Raw genomic sequence first — 22105 nt, 5'->3', positions numbered from 1 at the left:
TCAGCGCTCCCCACTGCTGGAAAGTGAACTCATGTCTGTGCTTTTAACCCTTGCCAAGCTTGTCAGCCTTTTCCTTGTCAATCCACCAGAGCGCTTCCACCTGCCAAAAATAATCAGGTTTTGGTTCTTTAAAGCCAAATATATCCCAATAGGCAACGCGGTGATTCGCTGATCTCCAATTTGGAATCCATTCGCGCGTCAGCCGCAAGACCCTATCGAGCACTCTCATGCTTGTTTCGTGTCTTTCTCGCGTTTCTGCGGCCCCAATTTCGTAAATAATAGCATCCACCAGCGGATTTGTGAGAGCAGGCCAGTTTCGGGTGCCTTCTATTTCTGCCGATTTTGACCCTAAAATTGTATCAAGGCCGCTTGCCGTCGGTGTTGGCGACCAGCCAAGCGCTAATCCTGCCATGTCAAAATCAAAACTGCTTGTCCGTGCTTGGTATTGGGCAGGGTCCACAAGCCGCAATGACGCGTTGATGCCGACAGCGCGCATAGTTTCAACAAAAGGCCCATAGATGCGTTCAAAAACCGAGGCGGAAATGAGGAACTCTAAATCCAGTGTCTCGCCTTTGGTATTGCGCAAAAAGCCCTTATCACCCGGTTTCCATCCAGCATCTGCCAGTAATTTGGATGCACCACGCAATTTGTTTCTGTCGCGGCCAGAACCATCTGATGCTGGTTGCCGGTAGGCGTCATCATAAATACCTTTAGGCAATTCATGATCAACGCTTAGTTTTTTAAGTAAATCTGTTTCCGCTGCATCCGGTGTGCCTGCCGCTTCATATGACGAGCCAGCGAAAATCGAGTGCGAGCGTTCATATAAACCGTAGAATAGATTTCTATTGGTCCATTCAAAGTCAAAACATTGCGCAATCGCATCGCGCACCCTTTTATCTTTAAAGCGTTCGCGCCTCATATTGAGGCACCAAGCTTGCATGCTAGGCCGTTTTTCAGCGTCAAAATGCGCTTTGATTACGCGGCCATCTTGTATGGCTGGAAAATCATATTCTGTCGCCCAACTCTTCGAAGTGAACTCTTGTCTAAACGTGGTGGCGCCTTTTTTGAAAGCTTCAAATCCAGCCTGTCGCTCTTTGAAAAAATCTATGCGGATCGTTTGAAAATGGTTGAAGCCCTTAGCTGTGCCAAGCTCTTTGGCCCAATAATCATCGACACGCTCATATTCGATATAGACGCCCGGATTCATTCGCCCGACTTTGTAGGGCCCTGATGCCAATGGCGGCGTTAGCGTTGATGCATCAAAAACATTGTCTGTGTACCAAGCTTTAGAGATGATTGGTAAGCCTGCGATAGACAGAATATCTTGCGCAGCTTGGCTGCCGTCAAAGACCAGCGTAATGGTCATTGGATCATCAATGCGGGCTTCTTTTAAAGGAGCCAGCGGCAATGAAAGCTCTGGGTGGCCTTGTTCTTTGATGGTTTTAAAGGAGAACGCCACGTCTTCGGCCGTAATAGGCGAACCATCGTGCCAATGTGCAATATCACGTATTTTGAAAGTGAAGCTGTTTCGATCAGCTGAAATCACAACGCTTTCGGCCAAGTGACAATAAACAGCATCAGGTTCGTCATGTGATGAAACGACCAACGCATCAAAGCACACTTCCATGCGCGGCGGCGCGTCACCTTTTCGTACAAAACTATTGAGCGTGTTGAAGGTCTGCACGTTCTGGTTAAAGTACCAATAAGCAGGTTGAAAAGCGAATGTGCCGCCGGTTGGCGCGTTTGGTGACGCATAGTCAAAATGCGAAAACCCTTGGGGGTATTTTAAATCTCCAAAAGCCGACAGACCATGGAGTGGCTTACCGGATGGGTTCTGCGCATATGAAAGTTTCGGCAATCCAGCAGCGCCCGCTATTACTGCGCTGGTCATGGCTAAAAAGCGGCGGCGATCGATAATCATTTACTGCTTTCCGGCTTTATCCACCATGAAGAAGTGTCGACACCAGAATAGGTCGGCTGCTTGTCGACAAAATCAAATTTGTCCCACCATGCAAGCCATTCTTCTGGCGAGTGCCATTGCGGAATATAATAATAATTCCATAGCAAAACACGATCAAGCGCATGTGTTAATGCGATAAGTTCATCGCGGTTTTCAGCAAAAATGATCTTGTCCACCAAGGCGTCGACAACCGGATTTTTAATGCCTGACATATTGCGTGAATCAGGCTTATCGGCAGCTGTTGATGACCAAAAATCGCGCTGCTCATTTCCTGGAGATAATGATTGGGCAAGTTGCACCGTCGTCATATCGAAGTTGAAATCTTCAAGGCGCGAAACATACTGACTGGCGTCGACAATGCGGATGCTGGCATCGATACCAAATTTGCGCATATCTTGTGTAAATTGTCCGGCGATAATGTTTGTAACGGGTGAGCCACCTAAAATTTCAATGCTGAAAGGCTCGCCTGTTTCAATGTTCGTCCAAGTGCCATTGCGTGGCTCCCAACCCGCTTCGCGCATAAGCTGGGCTGCAAGGCGCTGATTGTCACGGTTTTTAGCTCTGTCGCCGCCAACTGGATTTTCAAAAGGTGTGGTAAATAAAGCTTCAGGCAGTTGATCGCTAAACTCCTGCAATATACTCAACTCACGGCCTTCGGGTATGCCGCTGGATTGAAGCTCGCCACCTTCAAAATAGCTGTCAGTGCGTGTTCTAAGGCCAGAGAGTTGCAGTCTGTTTATGGATTCAAAATCAAAGAGATAAGAAAGCGCTTTTCGTACGCGCACATCTTTGAATTTGTCACGGCGCATATTCATCGCAAAACCCTGCATGGGTTGCGGACTTGTAGTTGGGAATGTGCGTTTTTTTACTTTTCCCTCTTTAAACGCAGGAAAAGTATATTCACTTGCCCAGCGCTGCGAACTCGTTTCAGTGTGAATATCCTGAATGCCACCTTTTTTGAACGCTTCCCAAATGGGGGTCGAATCAAGAAAATAAGTGTAGTTATAGCTGTCGAAGTTTTTTCGACCCTTATTTACCGGCAGATCGGCGGCCCAGTAATCTTTGACCCGTTCCCATCGAATGGAGACCCCAGGATCAAAGGACGCAATTTTATAAGGGCCAGATCCCAAAGGCGGCTCTAGGGTGGATTTTGAAATGTCACGTTTGTTGCCGTTAGCATCGGTTCCTTCCCACCAGTGCTGTGGCAAAACGGGCATGTCACCTAAAATATTAGGTAATTCTCGATTGTTCTTCTCATCAAAGCTGAATTTTATATCAGTCTCATTGATGGCTTCTGCCGAAACGACATTCTTGTAATATTCGCGATATAGCTGATTGTATTTCTTGAGAACGTCGAAGGTCCACACAACATCCTGAGGTGTAATTGGTTCTCCATCATGCCATTTAGCTGCTTTGTTCAGACGGTAGATCGCAAATGAGTCGTCCTCTGGGTAGGTAAATGATTCTGAAATAAGCGGATGGCTCGTTGATGGTTCATCAACCGATTGAGCGCGGAGCGTGTCATAAAGCAAACCACCGCCAAACCCGCCGGATGCAAAGCCGGCCGCAGGATTGCCCTTTATTATATAGGGATTGAAACTGTCATAGGTGCCAAGCGCTGGCAGATTAACTGTTCCACCTTTTGGCGCATCAGGATTGGCGTGATCATAGTGGGAAAAATGATCAGCATACTTGCTGGTCGCAATGAGAGAATCGGTTGTAACCCATCCACTTGCTTCTTGCGCAAAAGAAGCTGACAGCGGCGCGATAAGCGCAATCACTGCAATAGGCACAACAAAACACTTCATCGTTAATTCTCCCATTGGAATGTTTTAGAGGAAAATAGACGTAAATGCGTCAATTCAAAGTGCAAAAACTAAAAAAGCCCGGCAGAACCGGGCTTTTAATATCACAATTGTGACAGATTATTCAGTTTTTTCAGCTTCGCTCTCGGCTGGCGCAGCTTCCTCAGAAGTCTCCTCATCAGCAGCTTCAGGGGCTGCTTCTTCCTCGGCCGCAGCCTCAGGAGATGGCAGATCAAGAGGGCTTGCATTCTGCTGGTTCATGTAAGCGAGAAGGTTTGCGCGGTCTTGATCTTTCTTCATGCCTGCAAAGCCCATCGCTGTGCCTTTGATCCAGTCTTTTGGCTTGTAGATAAAGCCGTTCATCTCTTCAAATGTCCACTGCTTGCCTTCGCCATATGTTGTCATTGCAGACGAATATTTAAAGCCTGATGCGCTGGCGATGTCTCGGCCTAGAACACCAAAGAGGTGAGGGCCGATTTTATCCGCGCCGCCTTCTTCGATTGTGTGGCAAGCCGCACATTTTTTAAATGCAGTTTCGCCTGCACCAAGATCAGCACTTGCAAGTAGGGCAGAAATGTCAGGAACGCCTGCGTCTTCTTCTGCGCCTGCAGCAGGGGCAGAACCTTCGGCAGCTTCAATGGCATAGCCGAATTGTTCGGGTGTTTCTGAGTGGAAGAGCGCATCACTAAGGATGCTAAGCGTCATAATCAAAACCGCGGCGGCCAAAAATGCGCCTGCATACATCGTTGTTTTCATGGATTCCATGGATTTCGTCACCGTATATTTGAATTTGCCGCAATGCGGTTCTTTAATTTGGCCGGAAACTATGTCTTTTACGTCCGCCATGCAACACCTATAAGACGTCTTACGATGAGACTTTTTGCCACTTCTAAAGATGGACGCTTATGAAACCGATTATAATTATACCTGCACGAATGGCCTCAACCCGTTTGCCAGGCAAGCCAATGGCCGATATTGCAGGAAAACCAATGATCATTCAGGTTGCAGATCGCGCCCAAGAAGCTGATTGCGGGGACGTTCTGATCGCAACAGATACTGCAGAGGTTTTAGAGGCTGCGCGCGATCATGGTTATAATGCCGTAATGACAAGCGCAGATCATCAATCCGGTTCTGACCGTATTTTTGAAGCCTTTACAAATGTTGGTGGTGATTTTGATACGATCATCAATGTTCAAGGCGATTTACCGACAATCGCACCTGCCGATATTCGCGCTGTTTTAGCGCCGCTTAACAATAATAAGTGCGATATTTCGACTTTGGGTGTGGAAATTACCGATTCGGATGAAAAGACGAACCCCAATGTGGTCAAGATAATAGGCTCGCCAATTGGTGAAAATCTATTGCGGGCATTATATTTCAGCCGCGCAACCGCTCCTTATGGGGAGGGACCGCTATATCATCACATTGGTCTTTATGCTTATCGGCGCGCAGCATTGGAACGGTTTGTATCGTTAAAGCCTTCAACGCTAGAAAAGCGCGAAAGCTTGGAGCAATTACGCGCACTTGAAGATGGCATGACGATCCATGCCGCAATCATTGACACTGTGCCGCTGGGCGTTGATACACCGCCTGATCTCGAAAAAGCGCGCGCTATCCTTTCGCATAATACTGGAAACTAAAATGAACGACCAAAACAAGCTCATCTCGTTCCAAGGCGAAGCGGGTGCAAATTCGGACACAGCCTCACGCAATATGTTTCCGGACATGACACCATTGCCATGCGCTACATTCGAAGATGCGTTTAATGCTGTTGATAGCGGTCAGGCAGCGCTTGCCATGATCCCGATTGAAAACACGTTGGCCGGTCGTGTGGCTGATATTCATCATTTGTTGCCCCAGTCAGGCCTGCATATTATTGGCGAATATTTTCTACCCATTCATTTCCATTTAATGGTGTTGCCAGGCACAGATATTAGCCAAATAAAATCAGTGCATACCCATATTCATGGCATTGGGCAGTGCCGGAACATTGTGCGCGAACATGGATGGAAAGCGGTTGTGGCGGGAGATACAGCTGGCGCTGCCAAAATGGTTGCAGAAACAGGTGATCCTTCAATGGCGGCTTTGTCGCCATATCTTGCCGCCGAGCTCTATGGGCTTGAGATTTTGAAAAAGAATGTTGAAGACACGGACAATAATGTCACCCGTTTTGTGGTGCTTTCAAAAACGCCTCAAAACTATGAACGCAAATCAGCAGACGAGCTTGTCATGACGACATTTGTCTTTCGTGTTCGAAATATTCCAGCAGCTTTGTATAAAGCGATGGGCGGCTTTGCGACAAATGGTATCAACATGACGAAGCTTGAAAGTTACCAGATCGGCGGCCAATTTACGGCAACGCAGTTCTACGCCGATATTGAAGGCCACCCCGAAGACCCTAATGTAAAACTAGCTTTTGAAGAGCTCGGATTTTTTACAGATATGTTTAACGTTTTGGGAGTATATCCTGCAGCACAGTTTCGTATCGATCAAAACAATACATAAAGTCACGCATTCGTGAATGTCTTTGGTTTGATTTCAAGGTCAAATACCTTCATATCGCATAACTTAATTTAGCTCATTATATAGAGCGCATCAAAAAGCATTTTTGCGCTTTTATAGGGATTGAAATGAAAAATAACACAATTACACGCCGTGGTTTTGTGACCGGTTCAGTTGGTCTCATGGGTATCGCTGCAACAGGCTGTACATCGCTTAACGATCCGGCATTTTCATCATTGCCAGCGAAACCGGCTGAGCCAGCAATTCCTCAAGATTATGCCTTGGCTTATGGTCCTAAACCAAATGAGCAGTTTCCAATTCCTGCGGTTGACTTGAAGAAAGTACCGCAGCGTTATTGGCGCCGTGAGATAGATTATGTGTCACCGCATCCTGTTGGAACTATTATTGTTGATACGACAGGTTTCTACTTATATTTGGTCATGCCGAATGACCGTGCGATGCGCTACGGCGTTGGCTTGGGTCGCCAAGGTTTCACTTGGTCTGGCCGCGGTAAAATTCAATGGAAACAAGCTTGGCCTAAATGGACACCGCCAGCAGAGATGATTGGCCGCCAACCAGAGTTGGAAAAATATAGCGCCGCAAATGGTGGTATGCAGCCTGGTATTGATAATCCACTAGGTGCACGCGCCCTTTATATTTTCCAAGGCGGAAAAGACACGCTTTACCGGATCCATGGGTCTCCAGAATATTGGACAATTGGCAAAGCTGTTTCCAGCGGCTGTGTACGCTTAATGAATCAGGACATTGTTGATCTTTATGATCGCGTCAAAAGTGGTTCAACTCTCATCGTTGCCTGATACAATGGGATGTCTTGATGCGCTTTTTTAAGCGCATCAGGCCGAATTAAGCCAGTGCAGGACAAGATTGCTGGCAATTGCGCCCTTTGGCGGCATAATAAAACCATCTGGATGTGTGCCGTTCGCAATTTGGCGAACCTCATCACGTGAAAACCAGCGTGCATCTTCCAGCTCATCGTCCACAATGATGCTTTCAGAAGCCGCCACTCCGTAACAACCAATCATCATTGTATAGGGAAACGGCCAAGGCTGACTTGCGTGATATGAAACACGCTCCACGTCGATATTGGTCTCTTCTTTGGTTTCGCGTCGCATGGCCATTTCGATCGTTTCACCCGGTTCAACAAAACCTGCCAGACACGAATAAACGCCTTGCGCAAAATGCGGACTGCGGCCGAGCAGACATTTTTTGTTGTCCTGCGAAACCGTCAACATAATCACAACGGGATCAGTGCGGGGAAAATGCTCAGCACTGCAATTTGGGCAGACACGTTTATATCCGCCATCGCGCATGTTGCTTGCTGTGCCGCAGCGTGAACAGAATGCATGGCTTTTGTGCCAGCTTAAAAGCGCACCGCCTTGAGCCAGCATTCCAAGTTGTGCCTCCTTGAGAAGCCCTTGAATATAAACAGAGCGAAAATCGATTGCTTCAAAGTCATTAGATAGATTTTCTTCCGTAAAAGCTGACGGTGCAATGAGCCAAGGCAGCCCTGTTTCGTCCCACCCCAATAAAACAATATTGCTTTCATTAACCTGAGCGGCTTTCAGTTCTTGTGGTGTGAAGATTGCATTGAGATTGTTCTCTTCTTTTTTTAAGAGAACCTTACCGTAGGCGACAACCAGTAATTTTGCGCCGCGCGTAGCAAGCGCTTCAGCGACGCAGTTTTGTGTTCGGCGTTCGGAAAAACGGTTTAACGGGTTGCCCGTAAATGCATAGCCTGCGGAATATTCAGGATAGGGGGCGTCAAATAGTGAGAAGGTCATATGTGTCCGGCTTGATTAGCTTACTTGCTGTAACGCAGACGAGAAGCGCTCGATGAAAGATTTCAATGGTTCTTTATCATAGGGAACAGCTTTTCCGGAACCCCAAACTGGACCTGGCCAGGCTGCATCACCTTCGTTACGGCCAATAATATGGATATGAAGCTGCGGCACCATATTTCCAAGCGCACCGATATTGATTTTCTTGCATCCGGTGATGTCTTTGAGCAATTCGGATATTTGAGCGATTTCAAATGTTAATACCGTTTGATCAAGCGGCGTAAGTTCATGCATTTCTGTTATATCATGACGGCGTGGCACCATAATAAGCCAAGGAAAGCGCGAATCATTCATCAGCAATAACCGACATAAGCCGCTCTCGCCGATTTCCATCGTGTCGGCGCTCAATCTTGAATCCAGTTTAAAATCTGTCATTTGATTATCCTGTGAGCGCGTAAAGTTGTTGCGACTAAGATAAATACGCATTTGTTAAAATTAAATGTAGCACAAATTGCCTGCACAACGGATACGGAAAGCAGGCGTCACTTCATTTATGGCCGCTGAAAACGATCAAAAACTCTATTGATACTTGCATTTTATGTCTGAAAGTCCGATATGGGCCTTGGAAGGTTGGCTGTGGACGCGTCACTCGCCAACTGGGTCAGGTCCGGAAGGAAGCAGCCCTAACGAATTCGACGCGGGTCACCGGTCCAGCCTTCCACCTTCCAAATTTCTTGCAGATTAATAAATTCAAGACTCGTCACTTGATCGCATTTCGCGTTACAAAGCTGCCATGAATAATGCATCTGAAAAAGCAACGCCGTATCGCGTTCTTGCCCGTAAATATCGCCCTAGTGATTTTACCTCACTCATTGGCCAAGAGCCGATGGTGCGTACACTCACCAATGCGTTTCAAACAGGACGAATTGCTCAAGCGTGGATGCTGACTGGCGTTCGCGGTGTGGGCAAGACGACGACTGCGCGAATTTTGGCGCGAGCGCTTAATTATAAAACCGATCTTAAAGATCAACCAAGTGTTGATCTTTCGACGCCCGGCGTCGATTGCCAAGCGATCATGGAAGGGCGACATGTCGATATTATCGAGATGGACGCTGCCTCGCACACAGGCATCGAAGACATTAAGCAGATCATTGACGGTGTGCGCTATGCGCCCGTTTCTGCACGTTATAAAGTCTATATCATTGACGAGATTCACATGCTGTCGGACAAAGCGTTCAATGCGCTTTTAAAGACACTGGAAGAGCCGCCGCCTCATGCAAAGTTTATCTTTGCAACGACGGAAATCCGAAAAGTACCTATTACGGTGCTGTCTCGCTGTCAGCGTTTTGATCTGCGCCGTGTTGAAACAGCCGAAATGGTTGCGCATCTGGCGTCGATTATTCAGCAAGAAGGGGTTGAGGCTGACGAAGCATCGCTGGCGATGGTCGCACGTGCGTCAGAAGGCTCCGTGCGGGATGCGCTTTCTATTCTCGATCAGGCCATTGCCCATAGTTCAGGCAAGGTCGATGCAAGTACTGTGCGCTCAATGCTCGGCTTAGCTGACCGTACCCGTATTGTTGATTTGTTTGAGCATCTTATGGCTGGCCGTATCACGGAAGCATTGGCAGAGTTTCGATCTCAATATGATGTCGGTGCTGATCCGGCCGTTATTTTGACGGATTTGGCCGAGTTTACGCATCTGGTGACGCGCTTGCGTTTTGTGCCAGGCGCTGCTGCCAATGATCCATCCTTGTCGCCTGATGAAAAAGAACGCGGCTTGGCATTTTCTGAAAAGATTGCAGTCAGTGTTCTGGCACGTACGTGGCAGATGCTTTTAAAAGGCATACCGGAGACACAAAGTGCACCGCGCCCTGTGGCCGCAGCAGAAATGGTGCTTATTCGGCTGGCCCATGCTTCCACCATGCCAACACTGGATGATGCGCTAAAAAAGCTTGATGGCGCGCCTAGCCAAAGCGCGCCGCAACCAAATGCAATGGCAGGTTCAAACACATCATCAGGTGGTCATTCCATGGCACATGCCGTGGGACAAAGCAGCATGCCGTCCAATGGTGATGCGTCATCTGTAACAGCAAATATGGGGCAAGCTGCGCCAGTACGAATGGTGGCAAGTAACCCGCAGCCGGAACAAAAGCCGCAAACAGAACCAGCAGCTCCCGCAGTGCCCGTGAATTCATTGGATGATATTGATGCGTTAGCGGAAAAAAACCGTGATCCTTTGATGAAGGTGAACATTCGCAAATGCGTGCGCCTTGTATCCGTTGCGCCGGGCAATCTATCGATCACCCTCACGGAAGATGCACCCAAATCACTTGCTGGCGATCTTGGCCGTAAATTGACCGAATGGACCGGCACGCGCTGGATTGTTTCCGTTAGCCGCGACGAAGAAGGCGGCGCGACACTGGAAGAGGTTTCAGACGGCAAGCGCAATGCGATGCTAGCCGATGCGTCGCGTGATCCACAGATCGCAGGTATTCTTGCAGCATTCCCCGGGGCAAAAATTGTTGATGTACGCCTTGGCGCTGACGCATTGGATGACGATATAATACTTGATGACGGTGGATCATATGACGATGACGTACCGATTGATCCCGACGATTTGACAGATTTTTAAATAAAGGAATTTTCACATGAAAGATTTGATGGGCCTGATGAGCAAGGCCAAAGAAATGCAGCAAAAAATGGCTGACATGCAAACGGAAATGGAAACCTTAACCGCAGAAGGCAGTGCAGGCGGCGGTGTCGTTACTGTGACGATGTCTGGCAAAGGGCAGTTGAACGCAATCAAAATTGATCCATCTGTATTTGCAGACCATGACGCTGAAATCTTGGAAGATCTGATTATTGCTGCCCACGCTGATGCCAAGGGCAAAGTGGAAGCAATCATGGCTGAAAAGACAAAGGAAATGACGGCTGGATTGCCAATTCCACCAGGTATGAAATTACCGTTCTGATTTGATTATCACGCGTCTGTGCGCATTGAGCGCATTTGCTTTTTTGTTGTCTGCAATATCGTTCGGTCTGGCGCAAGAATTGCCCATTCCGAGCGAGCGTCCAATAAAGCAAGACGACACGCTGAATAGCTCTGGTGCGGTTTTAAAACCAAAAGAATTTGAAGCCGCTATCAAACCATTACGCGATTACGCTTGCGAAAAACGATTATCTGATCTTGGTATCAAATTCCGTGTTTTGCCAACTGAAAATGGTGAGGGTGCCTGCGGCGTTGCCTATCCGATTGTAATCGATACTTTGGCTAATAATATTACGGTAAAGCCTGATACCGCATTGAATTGCAATGCGGTTGAAGCGCTGGCTGGCTGGATAGAAAAATCAGTCATTCCTGCTGTTAGTGCATATGACAGCGATAAAAAGCTCACCTCCATTTCACAGGCTTCTACTTATGTTTGCCGTGGGCGAAATAATCAAAAAAACGTCAAGCTATCAGAGCACGCTACAGGCAATGCGATTGATATTGCAGCTTTTGATTTTAGTGATGGCAGCAGCATTAAGATTGAGCCGCGTGACCGTAAAGGCTCAGATGAGGAAGCGTTTCAAAAGGCTGTTCGATTTGGTGCTTGTTTGCATTTCACAACGGTTCTAGGGCCGGGCAGTGATGCTTTTCATGACGATCATTTGCATTTGGACGTGGCAGAACGACGCGGTGGATATCGTTTGTGCCGGTTCCCGCAGTAGCTAAGCAGTGACACGGCGTTTAAGGACACGTCCATCAACGAGAATAAGTCCCACAATGATAAGTCCTAACCCCGCTAAATGTCTTGGAAGAAGTATCTCACCTAAAAACACAATGCCGAGGAATATCGCGCTAACAGGCACGAGAAATGTCACCAGTGAAAGATTAGTCGCGCCGGCTCCATCAAGAATACTAAAAAACAGAATATAGGCAAAAGCAGACGATATGAGACCAAGTGCCAATAACGCAAATATGCTTTGCGTGGATGGCATTGAAAGCGTCCACGGCTGATCGAATATCATCATAATCGGAAACATCATGATGGTGGATGCTGTGACCTGACCGGTCGCCACGGCATAAGGGCTGATCGTCATGCCTTTAAAGCGTTTGCCAAATACGCTTGCAAAGCCATAGGAGATCGCAGCGCCGATACATGCAATTTGTGCAAGTGCGGTCGCGGCTCCATCTGCAATAGCGCCGCCGCCGATCATGATGGCAACACCGATAAACCCTGCGACGATACCGCTTACCCGCGTTATGGTTAGCTTTTCATCGGTTGTCAGTGCGTGAGCAATCATCACAGTAAATAACGGGGTTGTGGCATTAAGGATTGATGCAACACCCGATGCAATTTGCGTTTGGCCCCAGACAATGAGCGAAAACGGAATAACATTATTCAGCAGTCCCATTGCAAAGAAAGCGAACCAAGCAGTACCCGTCCAAGGTATTTTACGGCCCGTGACGCGCATGAAAAGATGCAAGGCGAGGGCTGCAATCAATACACGAAAAAAGACGATGGTTTTGGGTGGCATGTCTTGCACAATCACCCCGACAAAAAAGAACGAGCCGCCAAAAACAACCGACAGGGTGATAAGCATGACCCATTCAATTGTGGTCATGGATGAGTTGATGGTTGGCTTGGACATGCGGCTCTCGCTTTGTTTCAAAAGCAATAGGTGTGATTATGAGAACTTGCCACCCGAAATATGCGCACAACCCGTCATGTCTCTTTCAAAGTTGGGTTTCCCGCACTAAATCTAGCACATGTCAACAAAACGAATCGCCGGTGCGGAAATTGAAAAACTGATCCAGTTACTGGCAAAAGTGCCAGGGCTCGGACCACGCTCGGCACGTCGTGCAGCATTGCACCTGATCAAAAAGAAAGATCAGCTTTTAACGCCTCTGGCCAGCGCAATGGCTGATGCGGCTGAAAAAGTTCAAATCTGCTCGGTCTGCGCCAATGTGGATACGCAAAATCCTTGTTCTATTTGCACCGATCCGCGCCGCGACAGTACAACAATCATTGTCGTAGAGGATGTGGCTGATCTATGGGCTTTGGAGCGGGCAGCAGAAATGAGTGTGCGTTATCACATTCTAGGCGGAACGCTTTCCCCGCTCGATGGTGTTGGCCCTGATGATCTGAACATTAAGACACTGGTGGACCGTATTGTCGGCGGCGAAGTCAAAGAGTTGATCTTGGCTGTCAACGCGACTGTCGAAGGGCAAACTACGGCGCATTATATTACGTCGCAGCTTGAAGATCTTGATGTAAAGATTACGCGTTTGGCGCACGGCGTACCTGTGGGCGGCGAGCTTGATTACCTTGATGAGGGTACATTATCGGCTGCACTCAGAAGCCGTACAATTTTTTAAAATCCGCTTTGCCTTGATCGCACCTGAATCCATTGCGTAAGCTGTGATTATGATTCTTGAAATAGGGGCTTTTAATGCTGCGTTTGATCACCGTTATATTCACATTGTTGATACCGGCATTTTCCTATGCGCAAAGCGGTAGTTTGGACACGCAATACCGCGCCTTTTTAGAAAATGAAATGTGGCCCAAAGCCAAAGCTGCAGGCGTATCGCGCGGCACTTTTGATCGCGCGCTGGCGGGTAAAAAACTCAATCAGAAAATACCAGGACTTGTCACGCCCGGTTCAAGCGGTACGCCTCAGAAAATCAGGCAAGCCGAATTCTCCCAACCATCCAACTATTTCAATGAACGAAATTTGGGCTCCATCGTAGCCACTGGGCGTGGTCTTTTGAACCAAAACGCGACAACGATTAAAGCGATTGAGCGCAAGTATGGTGTGCCAGGCCGTATTTTAATCGCGATTTGGGGCAGAGAATCTGGCTTTGGCCGTGTAACCATTCCCCATGATGCGTTCGAAGTGCTGGGCACTAAGGCTTTCATGTCAACGCGGCCTGAGCTGTTTCAAGGCGAATTGATTGCTGGATTGCAGATGGTTGAACGCGGCTTGGCAACACCGTCGCAAATGAAATCATCGTGGGCTGGTGCGTTGGGGCAGCCTCAATTTCTGCCGTCGTCCTATTTGAAATATGCCGTTGATATTGATGGAAGCGGAAAAGCAGATATTTGGAATTCAACGCCTGATACGCTTGGTTCAATTGGTGCTTATTTAAATAAATTCGGATGGCAGGCAGGCCGTGATTGGGGTTTTGAGGTCACGCTCCCCAGTGCAATTTCCTGTGCGCAGGAAGGGCCAGATAATCGCAAAACCTTTGCAGAATGGACACGTTTAGGCGTCAAACGCGTCAACGGAAAGCCGTTTCCGAACGCTGAGATGAATAAGCTTGGGTCAATTCTCATGCCTGCGGGTCGCTTTGGACCAGCCTTTATCGTCACGCCAAACTTCTATGTCATCAAAGAATATAATGAGAGCGATCTCTATGCTCTTTTTGTTGGGCATGCAGGCGACCGTATTCAATATGGCAGCGCGGCTTTTAATGCAGGGTGGCGCAAAACGGATGCGATGCTGCGCTCCGATATCGCGTCGATGCAGCGTAATCTTGAACGTATGGGCATGGATGTTGGCGGTGCTGACGGTTTGCCGGGATTTAAAACACGGCGTTCAATTGGCGATTGGGAGTCGGCACACCAGCGCCAACCAACCTGTTTTCCAAGCAATGATTTGATCCGCTCTGTCAAATAAACGCAGCAAACATGGTTTGCGAATTATACGGAGATTTCGTCAAGCTGCCTTGCCATTATGAGAGCGGTGAGGCCGCCCAAGCCAGCGATCATAAAACATATGGATAGCGCAAAAGGCGTTCCATCGTGTATTTGACTCATGAATGCTGCAAGCGCAAAGGCTATCAAACTGGACACTGAGCTAATGACACTTGCTCCAAGGCCAGCAACACGGCCCAAATAGGTCATCGCCATTGCGTTAATATTCCCAAAAACAGTGCCGATACAGCCAAAGGCAAATGCAGTGGCTGTGATAAATACGATAAATGGTGGGTAGGTGTCTGACACTTGAGAGAAGGTGAATAGAATGGCACCGATAAAGCCGAGGCCGGATAGAGCGAAGCCAACCAAATAATCCATTGGTTTGCGCATCACGAGATAGCTATTGAGCAATGATGATAAGCCGATACAAAGCGACAGTGCTGCGACCCAATAAACAAAACTATCTGCGCGGCCATAGGTCTTATCAAAGATAGATTGTGCAACGGATAGGAATGTAAGTTGCGCGCCAAAAACAAGTCCCGCAATACAGGTGTAAGATAGAACGCGCCCATTTTTTAAAATGAGATTTAAGTTCTTGAGCATTTCTTTCAATAAAAGAGGCGTTCGTGCATTGCGCGGCAAAGTCTCTTTGTGGCGCAGTAATAGCCATCCGCCTGCAACAAAGGTTATGATGAGATAGAAGTAAAATATAGAGCGCCAACCGAGCGCATTGCCAAGCCATTGGCCCAAAATCGGAGCAAGCATCGTGACGCCGATAAGCATAAAAAACACCATGGACATCATGCGCGCCATTTGCGCCGCTTGAAATTGATCACGGATCAAGGCGCGTGTTGCAATCTTAGGTCCAGAAACGCCTATGCCTTGTATAGCACGGCCAATGAGCAGCCATGTTAAATTGTGAGCCGTTAGCGCGATGATTGTACCGAAAAGAAAAACGGCCAGCCCGATGATAAGTGCCGGCTTGCGGCCAATAGCATCCGCTAAAGGTCCAAAAATAATTTCCCCAAAGATCATACCGAATATGACTGCTGATATAACGAAATAGATTTGGTTGCTGTCTGAACTTTTAAACTCTTGAGCAATGGTAGGAAGCAAGGGCAGTAGCATGTCGAGTGAAAGTGCTGTGATCGAAATCAGCAAGGCATAGAGCGCGACACGTTCAAAGTTCGTCATTCTGTTTGCCCTCACAGCTCGCTAGGCAATTGTAACACCAAATAGCCATCCAACACCTGCTGTAATCGCCATTGCAATGCTACCCCAAATCAAAACGCGCACTGCAGCAGGCATAATCGGTGCGCCGCCAAATTTTGCGCCCAATGCACCAAGCGTTATCAAGGCGATGAAGGTGGTAATAAGAACGGCAGTTATAATGGCGCTTGTGGGCGCCAGAAAAGTAGCAAGCAGAGGGAGTGCACCAGCCATGCTGAAGGTGAAAGCAGAGGCAAATGCTGCCTGCAATGGGTTTGCCGAATGGTGTTCTGAAAGTCCAAGTTCATCACGAATATGAGCGCGCAGTGCATCATCTTCGGTTAGTTCATGGGCGACAAGTTCAGCCGTTTCACTTTTTAAGCCGCGTAGCTCGTAAATCGCGACAAGTTCGTCAAACTCTTCCTTATGGTTTTCTTTAAGCGCCTCGGCTTCCCGCTGAATATCGGCTTTTTCAATATCAGCTTGCGATGAAACAGAAACATATTCACCCGATGCCATCGACATGGCACCAGCAACCAGCCCAGCTAATCCTGCAATAAGAATCGAGGTTCGGTCAGCATTTGCTGCGGCAACGCCGACGATCAAGGATGATATGGAAACAATACCATCATTTGCGCCAAGAACTGCAGCACGCAGCCATCCACTACGGGAAATGAAATGAGGATCTTCAGGATGAGCGGATGGAAAATCTGGGGACATGAGCGGTGCTTAGTTCAAATGCAACAAGGAGTAAATTAGTCATCGCCGTCTACAACGCGTAAACGCAGCTGGCCAGTTTTGCTGTCGGCTGATTTTTTTTCGCTCTTATCTTCAACGGGCGTTGATTTGAACTCTAAACCTTCGATCCGTTGCCCGCGTTTTGTAAGCTTGCCTGTAGATACGAGAATATCATCGATATCCTTGTTTGCCTGACCAAAGTGATTTTGCAATTTATGAACGCGGTCATCAAGGCGGCCAAGATCTTCCATAAGACGCATAACTTCGGTCTGAATTAAGTGCGCCTGCTCGCGCATACGGGCATCCTTTAAAAGCGCTTGAATGACCTGAATGGAAAGCATGAGCAGTGACGGCGAAACGATAACGATACGTGCCTTATGCGCCTTATGAACGATTGTTTCGTGGTGTTCATGAATATCGGCAAATATGCTTTCCGATGGCACAAACAAAAATGCTGTATCCTGTGTTTCGCCAGTAATTAAATATTTGCTGGATATCGCCTTGATGTGCGCATCCATATCATTACGGAATTGGCGCGCATGGTGATCTACCGTCGCGCTGTCTTCGGCTTTGCGTATAGCGTTCCAGCTTTCCAATGGAAATTTAGCATCAATAACCAAATCAGGCGCATCATTCGGCATTTTGATCGTACAATCAGGGCGGTTGCCATTTGATAAAGTCGTTTGAAATTCAAATGCGCCCATCGGTAAACCGTCAGCAATAATCGTTTCCATACGGCTTTGACCAAAGGCACCACGTGTTTGCTTGTTGGAAAGAATGGACTGAAGCTCGACAACATTGCCAGCCAATTGGCTAATGTTATCTTGCGCTTTGTCGATAACAGCGAGCCGTTCTTGTAACTTGCTCAAATTTTCATGCGTCGATTTTTGCTGTTCGCTCATCGAAGCACCAAGGCGCGTTGTCATGGATTCAAGCCGCGTATTGATCGACTCATTAAGTTCGCTTTGGCGCGAGCCAAAAACTTCGGCAATTGTAGAAAGGCGCCCCTGCATCTCTGCCTGACTTTTTAAAATATCTGCGACACGCGCTTCAGCTTCTATGGCACGAAGCCGGGATGCTTCGATCTCCGCTAGACGTATTTTAGAAGCGCGACGAGTTGTGATGATCAAAAACAGTAACAGCATGCCTAAAAGGCAAGCGCTTGCTATTGCTAGCTGCCCGAAAGTGATCGCCATATTGCCGATCATGAAAGCTGTTTGTTCAAATATGCGTGTAATATCCATGTTTTCAGCTTACGTGATTCGCGTCTCGCGGTAATGCCTATAGACGAACAGGTACTTCTCCCGATATTGACGTTTCAAACGCGAAACTTTACGTGAAGCCCATGTCCATATTACCGCTTGTTATAATACCTGATCCTATCCTGCGCCAGAAATCAAAACTGGTTGAACGCGTCGATGATGATTTGCGCAAATTTGCCGACAATATGTTGGAGACAATGTATGACGCGCCGGGCGTTGGCCTTGCTGCGATTCAAGTTGGTGAAGCGCGCCGAATGTTGGTGATTGATGTGGCCGGTAAAGATGATGAACCCAATCCGCAGGTGTTTATCAATCCATCTATCGTCAAATCATCCGATACGCCTAATGTTTATGAAGAGGGCTGTCTTTCAATTCCTGATATCTATGCAGAAGTTGAGCGGCCAGCAGAAGTGACCGTTGAGTATATTGATCTGACGGGTAAGCAGCAGCTGATTGAAGCTGACGGCATGTTGGCAACCGTACTGCAGCACGAAATAGATCACCTTGATGGAACATTGTTCATTGATCACCTGTCAAAATTGAAGCGTGAAATGGTGATCCGGAAATTTAAGAAGTTGTCGAAACAACGCGAACCGAAAATCTAAGCTAAAGCAGAAGAGCGCACCATGCGAATTATCTTTATGGGTACGCCAGATTTTTCCGTGCCAACATTGTTGGCATTGGTTGAGCATGGCCATGAAATTGTTGCCTGTTATTCGCAGCCACCGCGTCCGGCTGGCCGCCGTGGACTTGAGCTTAAAAAATCGCCCGTTCATGAAACTGCTGAAAAGCTTGGTATTGAAGTGCGCACGCCGACATCGCTTAAAAGCGATGAGCAAGCGCAAGCATTTTCTGACCTGAAAGCCGATGTTGCTGTTGTCGTTGCCTATGGTTTGTTATTACCGGAAGCCATTTTGTCAGGCACCGAATATGGTTGTTATAATGGCCATGCATCCTTGTTACCGCGCTGGCGCGGTGCTGCGCCAATCCAGCGTGCGATTATGGCCGGTGACAGCCATACGGGCATGATGGTTATGAAAATGGATAAGGGGCTTGATACTGGCGATATCGCAATGGGCGAACGCGTTGCTATCGGCGAGAATACGACCGCGGGCGAACTTCACGACACACTCTCCATATTGGGTGCCGATCTGATGACACGCGCAATGTCAGCGCTTGAGCGCGGCAGTTTGCGTCTGCAAGAGCAGCCGATCGAGGGTGTGGAATATGCAGCCAAGATTGATAAGGCAGAAGCCCACATTGATTTTTCACTGGATGCGCAAACAACCCATAATCTCATTCGCGGGCTAGCGCCGTTTCCGGGCGCTTGGTGCGAAATGCATATTGCAGGCAAGTGGGAGCGCGTAAAACTACTGCGATCTATCGCTGATACGCAGCTTGAAATTGCGCAAGCAAAAACGGTAAGCGACGCGCGCGGCCTTGCGATTGGATGTGCATCAGGCGCGGTGATTATTACAACTTTGCAAAAAGCTGGATCGAAAGCGATGGCTGCGGCAGAGTTTTTGCGCGGCGCACCAGTAGAAGGCGTGCGCTAAATGCCACGCTACAAACTAACTGTTGAGTATGACGGCACACCCTATGTCGGCTGGCAACGCCAGAAAAACGGACGTGGTGTGCAAGCGGTAATAGAAGAAGCAATTGCGCGTTTCTGCAAAGAAGACGTTACGATGCAGGTCGCCGGACGCACGGACGCAGGTGTTCACGGTCTTGGTCAAATTTGCCACGCTGATTTGACGAAAGATTGGCCGGAAAAAACGGTTCGTGACGCCATCAATTCTTATTTATTGCAAAATGGTGAGCCGGTCTCGATTCTGTCTGCTGAAAAAATGACGGAAAAATTTCATGCACGGTTCTCTGCCAAGGCACGGCATTACCGCTACCGCATTATCAATCAAGAAGCGCCAATTGCACTTGCCCGCAATCGCGGCTGGTGGGTGCGTCGCCATCTTGATGAAAACGCGATGCATGAGGCTGCACAAAACTTGCTCGGCACACATGATTTCACAACGTTTCGCGCAGTTCACTGTCAGGCGCAATCACCGGTCAAAACTTTGGATCGGCTGAATGTGACACGGCAGGGCAATGACATTTTCTTTGAAGTTTTTGCACGTAGCTTCCTGCATAATCAGGTGCGTTCTATGGTAGGCGCGCTTAAACTTGTTGGTGATGGAAAATGGACTTCCACCGATCTGGTCGCAGCGCTTGAAGCCAAAGACCACCAGCGTTGCGGTGCGCTGGCCCCATCATGCGGTCTTTATTTAACGCAAGTCGATTACGACTAAAGCGGCGCTGGCACGTGCAGTCCAAGCAAGCCCTCAACATTATATACCAGCGTGTAAAGCACGATAATCTCGATAATGACAAATGCCGCAGCAAGGCCAGCTGAAGCATTCAAACTGATTTTGATAACGTGCGTCACAACGACGATAGAAGCGATCAATGTCGCGATCATCAAGAAACCTAAAGTGACGGTAATTGCTTCTGTTTTTGGAAGAAAAAACGAAATCAGAATAATGGCTGCGAAAACGTAATAAAGCACCAGATTCGACCAATTAATGGCGATGACAAGGTGAGAATAACGATGCGGGCGGTTTAAGAACTTCAAGACAACTGGGTAGAATGCAAACGGCAAAACCCAAGAAATAATGTCTATTGGAATTCTCCGTATGAAGATTTGCCCCATCTGCAAATCAGAACCTTGAGAAATCAGTTCCTGACTGCTTTCGACCCACATAAAAAATAGCGCAGGCAATGCAAATATAATCGTGCCGAATGAGCGCCAAAAACCATCTGTCGATATGTCCATTTCATCAAGCGCGCTTGCATCACCGCGCATCATTCGAAGCACGCGTTCGATATGATAAAAAGCATAATCGAGACTGATCATCATGTAGCCTTTGAAGTGGCGGCCAAAAACCAGTCGCCGATAAATTGCTCATAAACTCGCGTCAATGTTTCCAGATCATCAACCGCAACACATTCGTCGACCTTGTGCATGGTTTGGCCAACAAGGCCGAACTCAATCACGGGGCAATAATCTTTGATGAACCGTGCATCAGAGGTGCCGCCGGTGGTCGACTGTTCTGGGAAGCGTCCGGTAATCTTCTCCACGCTTTTTCCCAATGTATCAATAAGCGCATCATCGCGTGTCAAAAACACATGGCTTGGCTGCTCACGCCATTCGATGTCAAAAACAGTGTCATTGTTTTTCGTCGGGCGTAGTTTTCTGTCTTTGGCAGCTGCGCTCAAGCGGCGTTCGATTTCCGCTTTGAGTGTTTCAACATTCCATGTGTCATTAAAGCGTATGTTGAACACCGCGCTTGCTTTGGCCGGTATGACATTGATTGCGCCGCCAACAACATCCAGCATATTGACCTCAATATTGCTGGGTTGGAAGTTCTCAGTGCCTTCATCAAACGCTGGATAAAGCAGCGCATCAAGCAATGAAACAAGGCTGCGTGTCGGGTTATCAGCCAGATGGGGATAAGCCGTATGGCCTTGTGTTCCATTGATGCGCAATGTGCCTGACAGAGAACCACGGCGCCCGATTTTCATCATGTCGCCCATTGTGTCAGGGTTGGTTGGCTCACCTAAGATACAGCCATCCCATGTCTCGCCTTTTGCTGCAGCCCATTCGAGCAATTTCTTTGACCCGTTAATGGCTGGGCCCTCTTCGTCGCCAGTAATCAAAAAGGAAATCGAGCCGGATGGGTTACCGTTTTTTTCCACATAGCGCGCAAGAGCAGCGACAAAACAGGCAATGCCGCCCTTCATGTCGACCGCACCGCGGCCATACATCATGCCATCTTTTATTGCTGCGCTGAACGGTGGATTAGTCCAAGCCGCTTCATCGCCAACAGGTACAACATCCGTGTGCCCAGCAAACATGAGGTGAGGGCCATTGCCAGAAAGCCGCGCATAAAGATTTTCAATATCGGGTGTGTCTTCGTCGCTAAATACGGGGCGCTCAATCGAAAACCCCATAGGCGAAAGCATGTCTGTTAATGCAGACAGCGCACCGCCCTCATCAGGTGTGACGGATGGACATTGAATAAGTGTTCTAAGAACAGCAATAGGATCGGTCGTGTTTTGGGTCATGCGATGGATGTAAAGCCGCACGCAATGT

The 22105-nt window shown here is 48.0% G+C and carries 22 protein-coding genes and 1 other RNA gene; 12 read left to right on the top strand and 11 right to left on the bottom strand.

Annotated features, from left to right (window positions below; all coding sequences use genetic code 11):
• Positions 1–43: 43 nt before the first annotated feature.
• From C504_RS0108085 to C504_RS0108075, 3 genes are all read right to left on the bottom strand, one after another.
• Entirely contained in the window at positions 44–1921 is a 1878-nt protein-coding gene (locus C504_RS0108085) for an extracellular solute-binding protein (protein WP_018688824.1), read from the bottom strand.
• Positions 1918–3768, bottom strand: a complete 1851-nt coding sequence (locus tag C504_RS0108080) for an extracellular solute-binding protein (protein WP_018688823.1) — start codon at positions 3766–3768, stop codon at positions 1918–1920. Before C504_RS0108080 ends, C504_RS0108085 begins: the two co-directional genes overlap by 4 nt.
• Positions 3769–3885: 117 nt before the next feature.
• Positions 3886–4611 (bottom strand): c-type cytochrome, encoded by a 726-nt coding sequence (locus tag C504_RS0108075; RefSeq protein WP_018688822.1) that lies wholly within the window; start codon positions 4609–4611, stop codon positions 3886–3888.
• A gap of 59 nt (positions 4612–4670) precedes the next feature.
• Between C504_RS0108075 and C504_RS0108070 the strand changes: the two genes are divergently transcribed.
• The 3 genes from C504_RS0108070 (at position 4671) to C504_RS0108060 (ending at position 7085) form a co-directional block, all read left to right on the top strand.
• A complete protein-coding gene (locus C504_RS0108070) occupies positions 4671–5405 on the top strand; it encodes a 3-deoxy-manno-octulosonate cytidylyltransferase (protein ID WP_018688821.1) in 735 nt (244 codons plus the stop codon).
• A gap of 1 nt (position 5406) precedes the next feature.
• Positions 5407–6270 (top strand): prephenate dehydratase, encoded by an 864-nt coding sequence (locus tag C504_RS0108065; RefSeq protein ID WP_018688820.1) that lies wholly within the window; start codon positions 5407–5409, stop codon positions 6268–6270.
• A 125-nt stretch (positions 6271–6395) separates the two neighbouring features.
• Complete coding sequence (locus C504_RS0108060) at positions 6396–7085, top strand: L,D-transpeptidase (RefSeq protein ID WP_018688819.1); 690 nt, start codon at positions 6396–6398, stop codon at positions 7083–7085.
• Positions 7086–7121: 36 nt separating this feature from the next.
• Here the strand turns inward: C504_RS0108060 and nudC are convergent, their stop codons facing one another.
• A complete protein-coding gene (nudC, locus tag C504_RS0108055; RefSeq protein ID WP_018688818.1) occupies positions 7122–8069 on the bottom strand; it encodes an NAD(+) diphosphatase in 948 nt (315 codons plus the stop codon).
• A gap of 15 nt (positions 8070–8084) precedes the next feature.
• On the bottom strand, positions 8085–8501 hold the full coding sequence (locus C504_RS17465) for an HIT domain-containing protein (protein WP_041951644.1): 417 nt from the start codon (positions 8499–8501) through the stop codon (positions 8085–8087).
• A gap of 190 nt (positions 8502–8691) precedes the next feature.
• Between C504_RS17465 and ffs the strand changes: the two genes are divergently transcribed.
• The 4 genes from ffs to C504_RS0108035 all read left to right on the top strand — a co-directional run bounded on the left by ffs (position 8692) and on the right by C504_RS0108035 (position 11777).
• An RNA gene (gene ffs / locus C504_RS18520) (signal recognition particle sRNA small type) lies at positions 8692–8788 on the top strand.
• 71 nt (positions 8789–8859) lie between these two features.
• Positions 8860–10698 carry a DNA polymerase III subunit gamma/tau gene (locus C504_RS0108045; RefSeq protein ID WP_018688816.1) on the top strand — a complete coding sequence of 613 codons (1839 nt, stop codon included), beginning with the start codon at positions 8860–8862 and terminating at the stop codon, positions 10696–10698.
• Between the two features lie 16 nt (positions 10699–10714).
• Entirely contained in the window at positions 10715–11038 is a 324-nt protein-coding gene (locus C504_RS0108040; protein ID WP_018688815.1) for a YbaB/EbfC family nucleoid-associated protein, read from the top strand.
• A 46-nt stretch (positions 11039–11084) separates the two neighbouring features.
• Complete coding sequence (locus C504_RS0108035) at positions 11085–11777, top strand: extensin-like domain-containing protein (protein WP_169385093.1); 693 nt, start codon at positions 11085–11087, stop codon at positions 11775–11777.
• Here C504_RS0108035 and C504_RS0108030 read toward each other — a convergent pair whose 3' ends face one another.
• Positions 11778–12701, bottom strand: coding sequence for a DMT family transporter (locus tag C504_RS0108030; protein WP_018688813.1), 924 nt, complete (start codon positions 12699–12701; stop codon positions 11778–11780).
• A gap of 118 nt (positions 12702–12819) precedes the next feature.
• Between C504_RS0108030 and recR the strand changes: the two genes are divergently transcribed.
• Positions 12820–13428 (top strand): recombination mediator RecR, encoded by a 609-nt coding sequence (recR, locus tag C504_RS0108025; RefSeq protein WP_018688812.1) that lies wholly within the window; start codon positions 12820–12822, stop codon positions 13426–13428.
• A gap of 74 nt (positions 13429–13502) precedes the next feature.
• Positions 13503–14729 carry a lytic murein transglycosylase gene (locus C504_RS0108020; protein ID WP_018688811.1) on the top strand — a complete coding sequence of 409 codons (1227 nt, stop codon included), beginning with the start codon at positions 13503–13505 and terminating at the stop codon, positions 14727–14729.
• Between the two features lie 23 nt (positions 14730–14752).
• On the opposite strand, the gene C504_RS17460 is transcribed toward C504_RS0108020, so the two are convergent.
• From C504_RS17460 to C504_RS0108005, 3 genes are read right to left on the bottom strand one after another with little or no spacing between them, the layout of a single operon-like run.
• The gene (locus tag C504_RS17460) at positions 14753–15943 is read right to left on the bottom strand and encodes an MFS transporter (protein ID WP_018688810.1); all 1191 of its coding nucleotides are present in this window, start codon (positions 15941–15943) and stop codon (positions 14753–14755) included.
• A gap of 21 nt (positions 15944–15964) precedes the next feature.
• Entirely contained in the window at positions 15965–16678 is a 714-nt protein-coding gene (locus tag C504_RS0108010; protein ID WP_018688809.1) for a VIT1/CCC1 transporter family protein, read from the bottom strand.
• Between the two features lie 35 nt (positions 16679–16713).
• Positions 16714–17940 (bottom strand): DNA recombination protein RmuC, encoded by a 1227-nt coding sequence (locus C504_RS0108005; RefSeq protein ID WP_018688808.1) that lies wholly within the window; start codon positions 17938–17940, stop codon positions 16714–16716.
• Positions 17941–18041: 101 nt separating this feature from the next.
• On the opposite strand from C504_RS0108005, the gene def reads away from it, so the two are divergent.
• Genes def through truA form a run of 3 tightly spaced genes read left to right on the top strand, consistent with a single transcriptional unit; the run spans position 18042 to position 20261 of the window.
• Positions 18042–18563 (top strand): peptide deformylase, encoded by a 522-nt coding sequence (gene def / locus C504_RS0108000; protein WP_018688807.1) that lies wholly within the window; start codon positions 18042–18044, stop codon positions 18561–18563.
• Positions 18564–18584: 21 nt separating this feature from the next.
• Positions 18585–19514 carry a methionyl-tRNA formyltransferase gene (fmt, locus tag C504_RS0107995; RefSeq protein WP_026317317.1) on the top strand — a complete coding sequence of 310 codons (930 nt, stop codon included), beginning with the start codon at positions 18585–18587 and terminating at the stop codon, positions 19512–19514.
• Complete coding sequence (gene truA, locus C504_RS0107990) at positions 19515–20261, top strand: tRNA pseudouridine(38-40) synthase TruA (RefSeq protein ID WP_018688805.1); 747 nt, start codon at positions 19515–19517, stop codon at positions 20259–20261. It begins immediately after the preceding gene.
• Here truA and C504_RS18305 read toward each other — a convergent pair.
• Both C504_RS18305 and dapE read right to left on the bottom strand, forming a co-directional pair.
• Complete coding sequence (locus C504_RS18305) at positions 20258–20869, bottom strand: hypothetical protein (protein ID WP_018688804.1); 612 nt, start codon at positions 20867–20869, stop codon at positions 20258–20260. The two genes, truA and C504_RS18305, sit on opposite strands and share 4 nt — an antisense overlap.
• A complete protein-coding gene (gene dapE, locus C504_RS0107980; protein ID WP_018688803.1) occupies positions 20866–22077 on the bottom strand; it encodes a succinyl-diaminopimelate desuccinylase in 1212 nt (403 codons plus the stop codon). Before dapE ends, C504_RS18305 begins: the two co-directional genes overlap by 4 nt.
• Positions 22078–22105 lie beyond the last annotated feature (28 nt).

The sequence above is a fragment of the Ahrensia kielensis DSM 5890 genome (assembly GCF_000374465.1).
GTDB classification, from domain to species: domain Bacteria; phylum Pseudomonadota; class Alphaproteobacteria; order Rhizobiales; family Rhizobiaceae; genus Ahrensia; species Ahrensia kielensis.
This window is presented reverse-complemented; position numbering and strand designations above follow the sequence as displayed.

Excerpts from the sequence above, each read along its gene's own strand:
- C504_RS0108085 (WP_018688824.1), bottom strand. The coding sequence starts at position 1,921 with ATGATTATCGATCGCCGCCGCTTTTTAGCCATGACCAGCGCAGTAATA.
- C504_RS18305 (WP_018688804.1), bottom strand. The coding sequence starts at position 20,869 with ATGATGATCAGTCTCGATTATGCTTTTTATCATATCGAACGCGTGCTT.
- nudC (WP_018688818.1), bottom strand. The coding sequence starts at position 8,069 with ATGACCTTCTCACTATTTGACGCCCCCTATCCTGAATATTCCGCAGGC.
- C504_RS0108030 (WP_018688813.1), bottom strand. The coding sequence starts at position 12,701 with ATGTCCAAGCCAACCATCAACTCATCCATGACCACAATTGAATGGGTC.
- fmt (WP_026317317.1), top strand. The coding sequence starts at position 18,585 with ATGCGAATTATCTTTATGGGTACGCCAGATTTTTCCGTGCCAACATTG.
- C504_RS0108060 (WP_018688819.1), top strand. The coding sequence starts at position 6,396 with ATGAAAAATAACACAATTACACGCCGTGGTTTTGTGACCGGTTCAGTT.
- C504_RS0108020 (WP_018688811.1), top strand. The coding sequence starts at position 13,503 with ATGCTGCGTTTGATCACCGTTATATTCACATTGTTGATACCGGCATTT.
- C504_RS17460 (WP_018688810.1), bottom strand. The coding sequence starts at position 15,943 with ATGACGAACTTTGAACGTGTCGCGCTCTATGCCTTGCTGATTTCGATC.
- C504_RS0108045 (WP_018688816.1), top strand. The coding sequence starts at position 8,860 with ATGAATAATGCATCTGAAAAAGCAACGCCGTATCGCGTTCTTGCCCGT.
- C504_RS0108010 (WP_018688809.1), bottom strand. The coding sequence starts at position 16,678 with ATGTCCCCAGATTTTCCATCCGCTCATCCTGAAGATCCTCATTTCATT.
- truA (WP_018688805.1), top strand. The coding sequence starts at position 19,515 with ATGCCACGCTACAAACTAACTGTTGAGTATGACGGCACACCCTATGTC.
- C504_RS0108040 (WP_018688815.1), top strand. The coding sequence starts at position 10,715 with ATGAAAGATTTGATGGGCCTGATGAGCAAGGCCAAAGAAATGCAGCAA.
- C504_RS0108070 (WP_018688821.1), top strand. The coding sequence starts at position 4,671 with ATGAAACCGATTATAATTATACCTGCACGAATGGCCTCAACCCGTTTG.
- C504_RS0108065 (WP_018688820.1), top strand. The coding sequence starts at position 5,407 with ATGAACGACCAAAACAAGCTCATCTCGTTCCAAGGCGAAGCGGGTGCA.
- C504_RS0108080 (WP_018688823.1), bottom strand. The coding sequence starts at position 3,768 with ATGAAGTGTTTTGTTGTGCCTATTGCAGTGATTGCGCTTATCGCGCCG.
- dapE (WP_018688803.1), bottom strand. The coding sequence starts at position 22,077 with ATGACCCAAAACACGACCGATCCTATTGCTGTTCTTAGAACACTTATT.
- C504_RS0108005 (WP_018688808.1), bottom strand. The coding sequence starts at position 17,940 with ATGGATATTACACGCATATTTGAACAAACAGCTTTCATGATCGGCAAT.
- C504_RS0108075 (WP_018688822.1), bottom strand. The coding sequence starts at position 4,611 with ATGGCGGACGTAAAAGACATAGTTTCCGGCCAAATTAAAGAACCGCAT.
- def (WP_018688807.1), top strand. The coding sequence starts at position 18,042 with ATGTCCATATTACCGCTTGTTATAATACCTGATCCTATCCTGCGCCAG.
- recR (WP_018688812.1), top strand. The coding sequence starts at position 12,820 with ATGTCAACAAAACGAATCGCCGGTGCGGAAATTGAAAAACTGATCCAG.
- C504_RS17465 (WP_041951644.1), bottom strand. The coding sequence starts at position 8,501 with ATGACAGATTTTAAACTGGATTCAAGATTGAGCGCCGACACGATGGAA.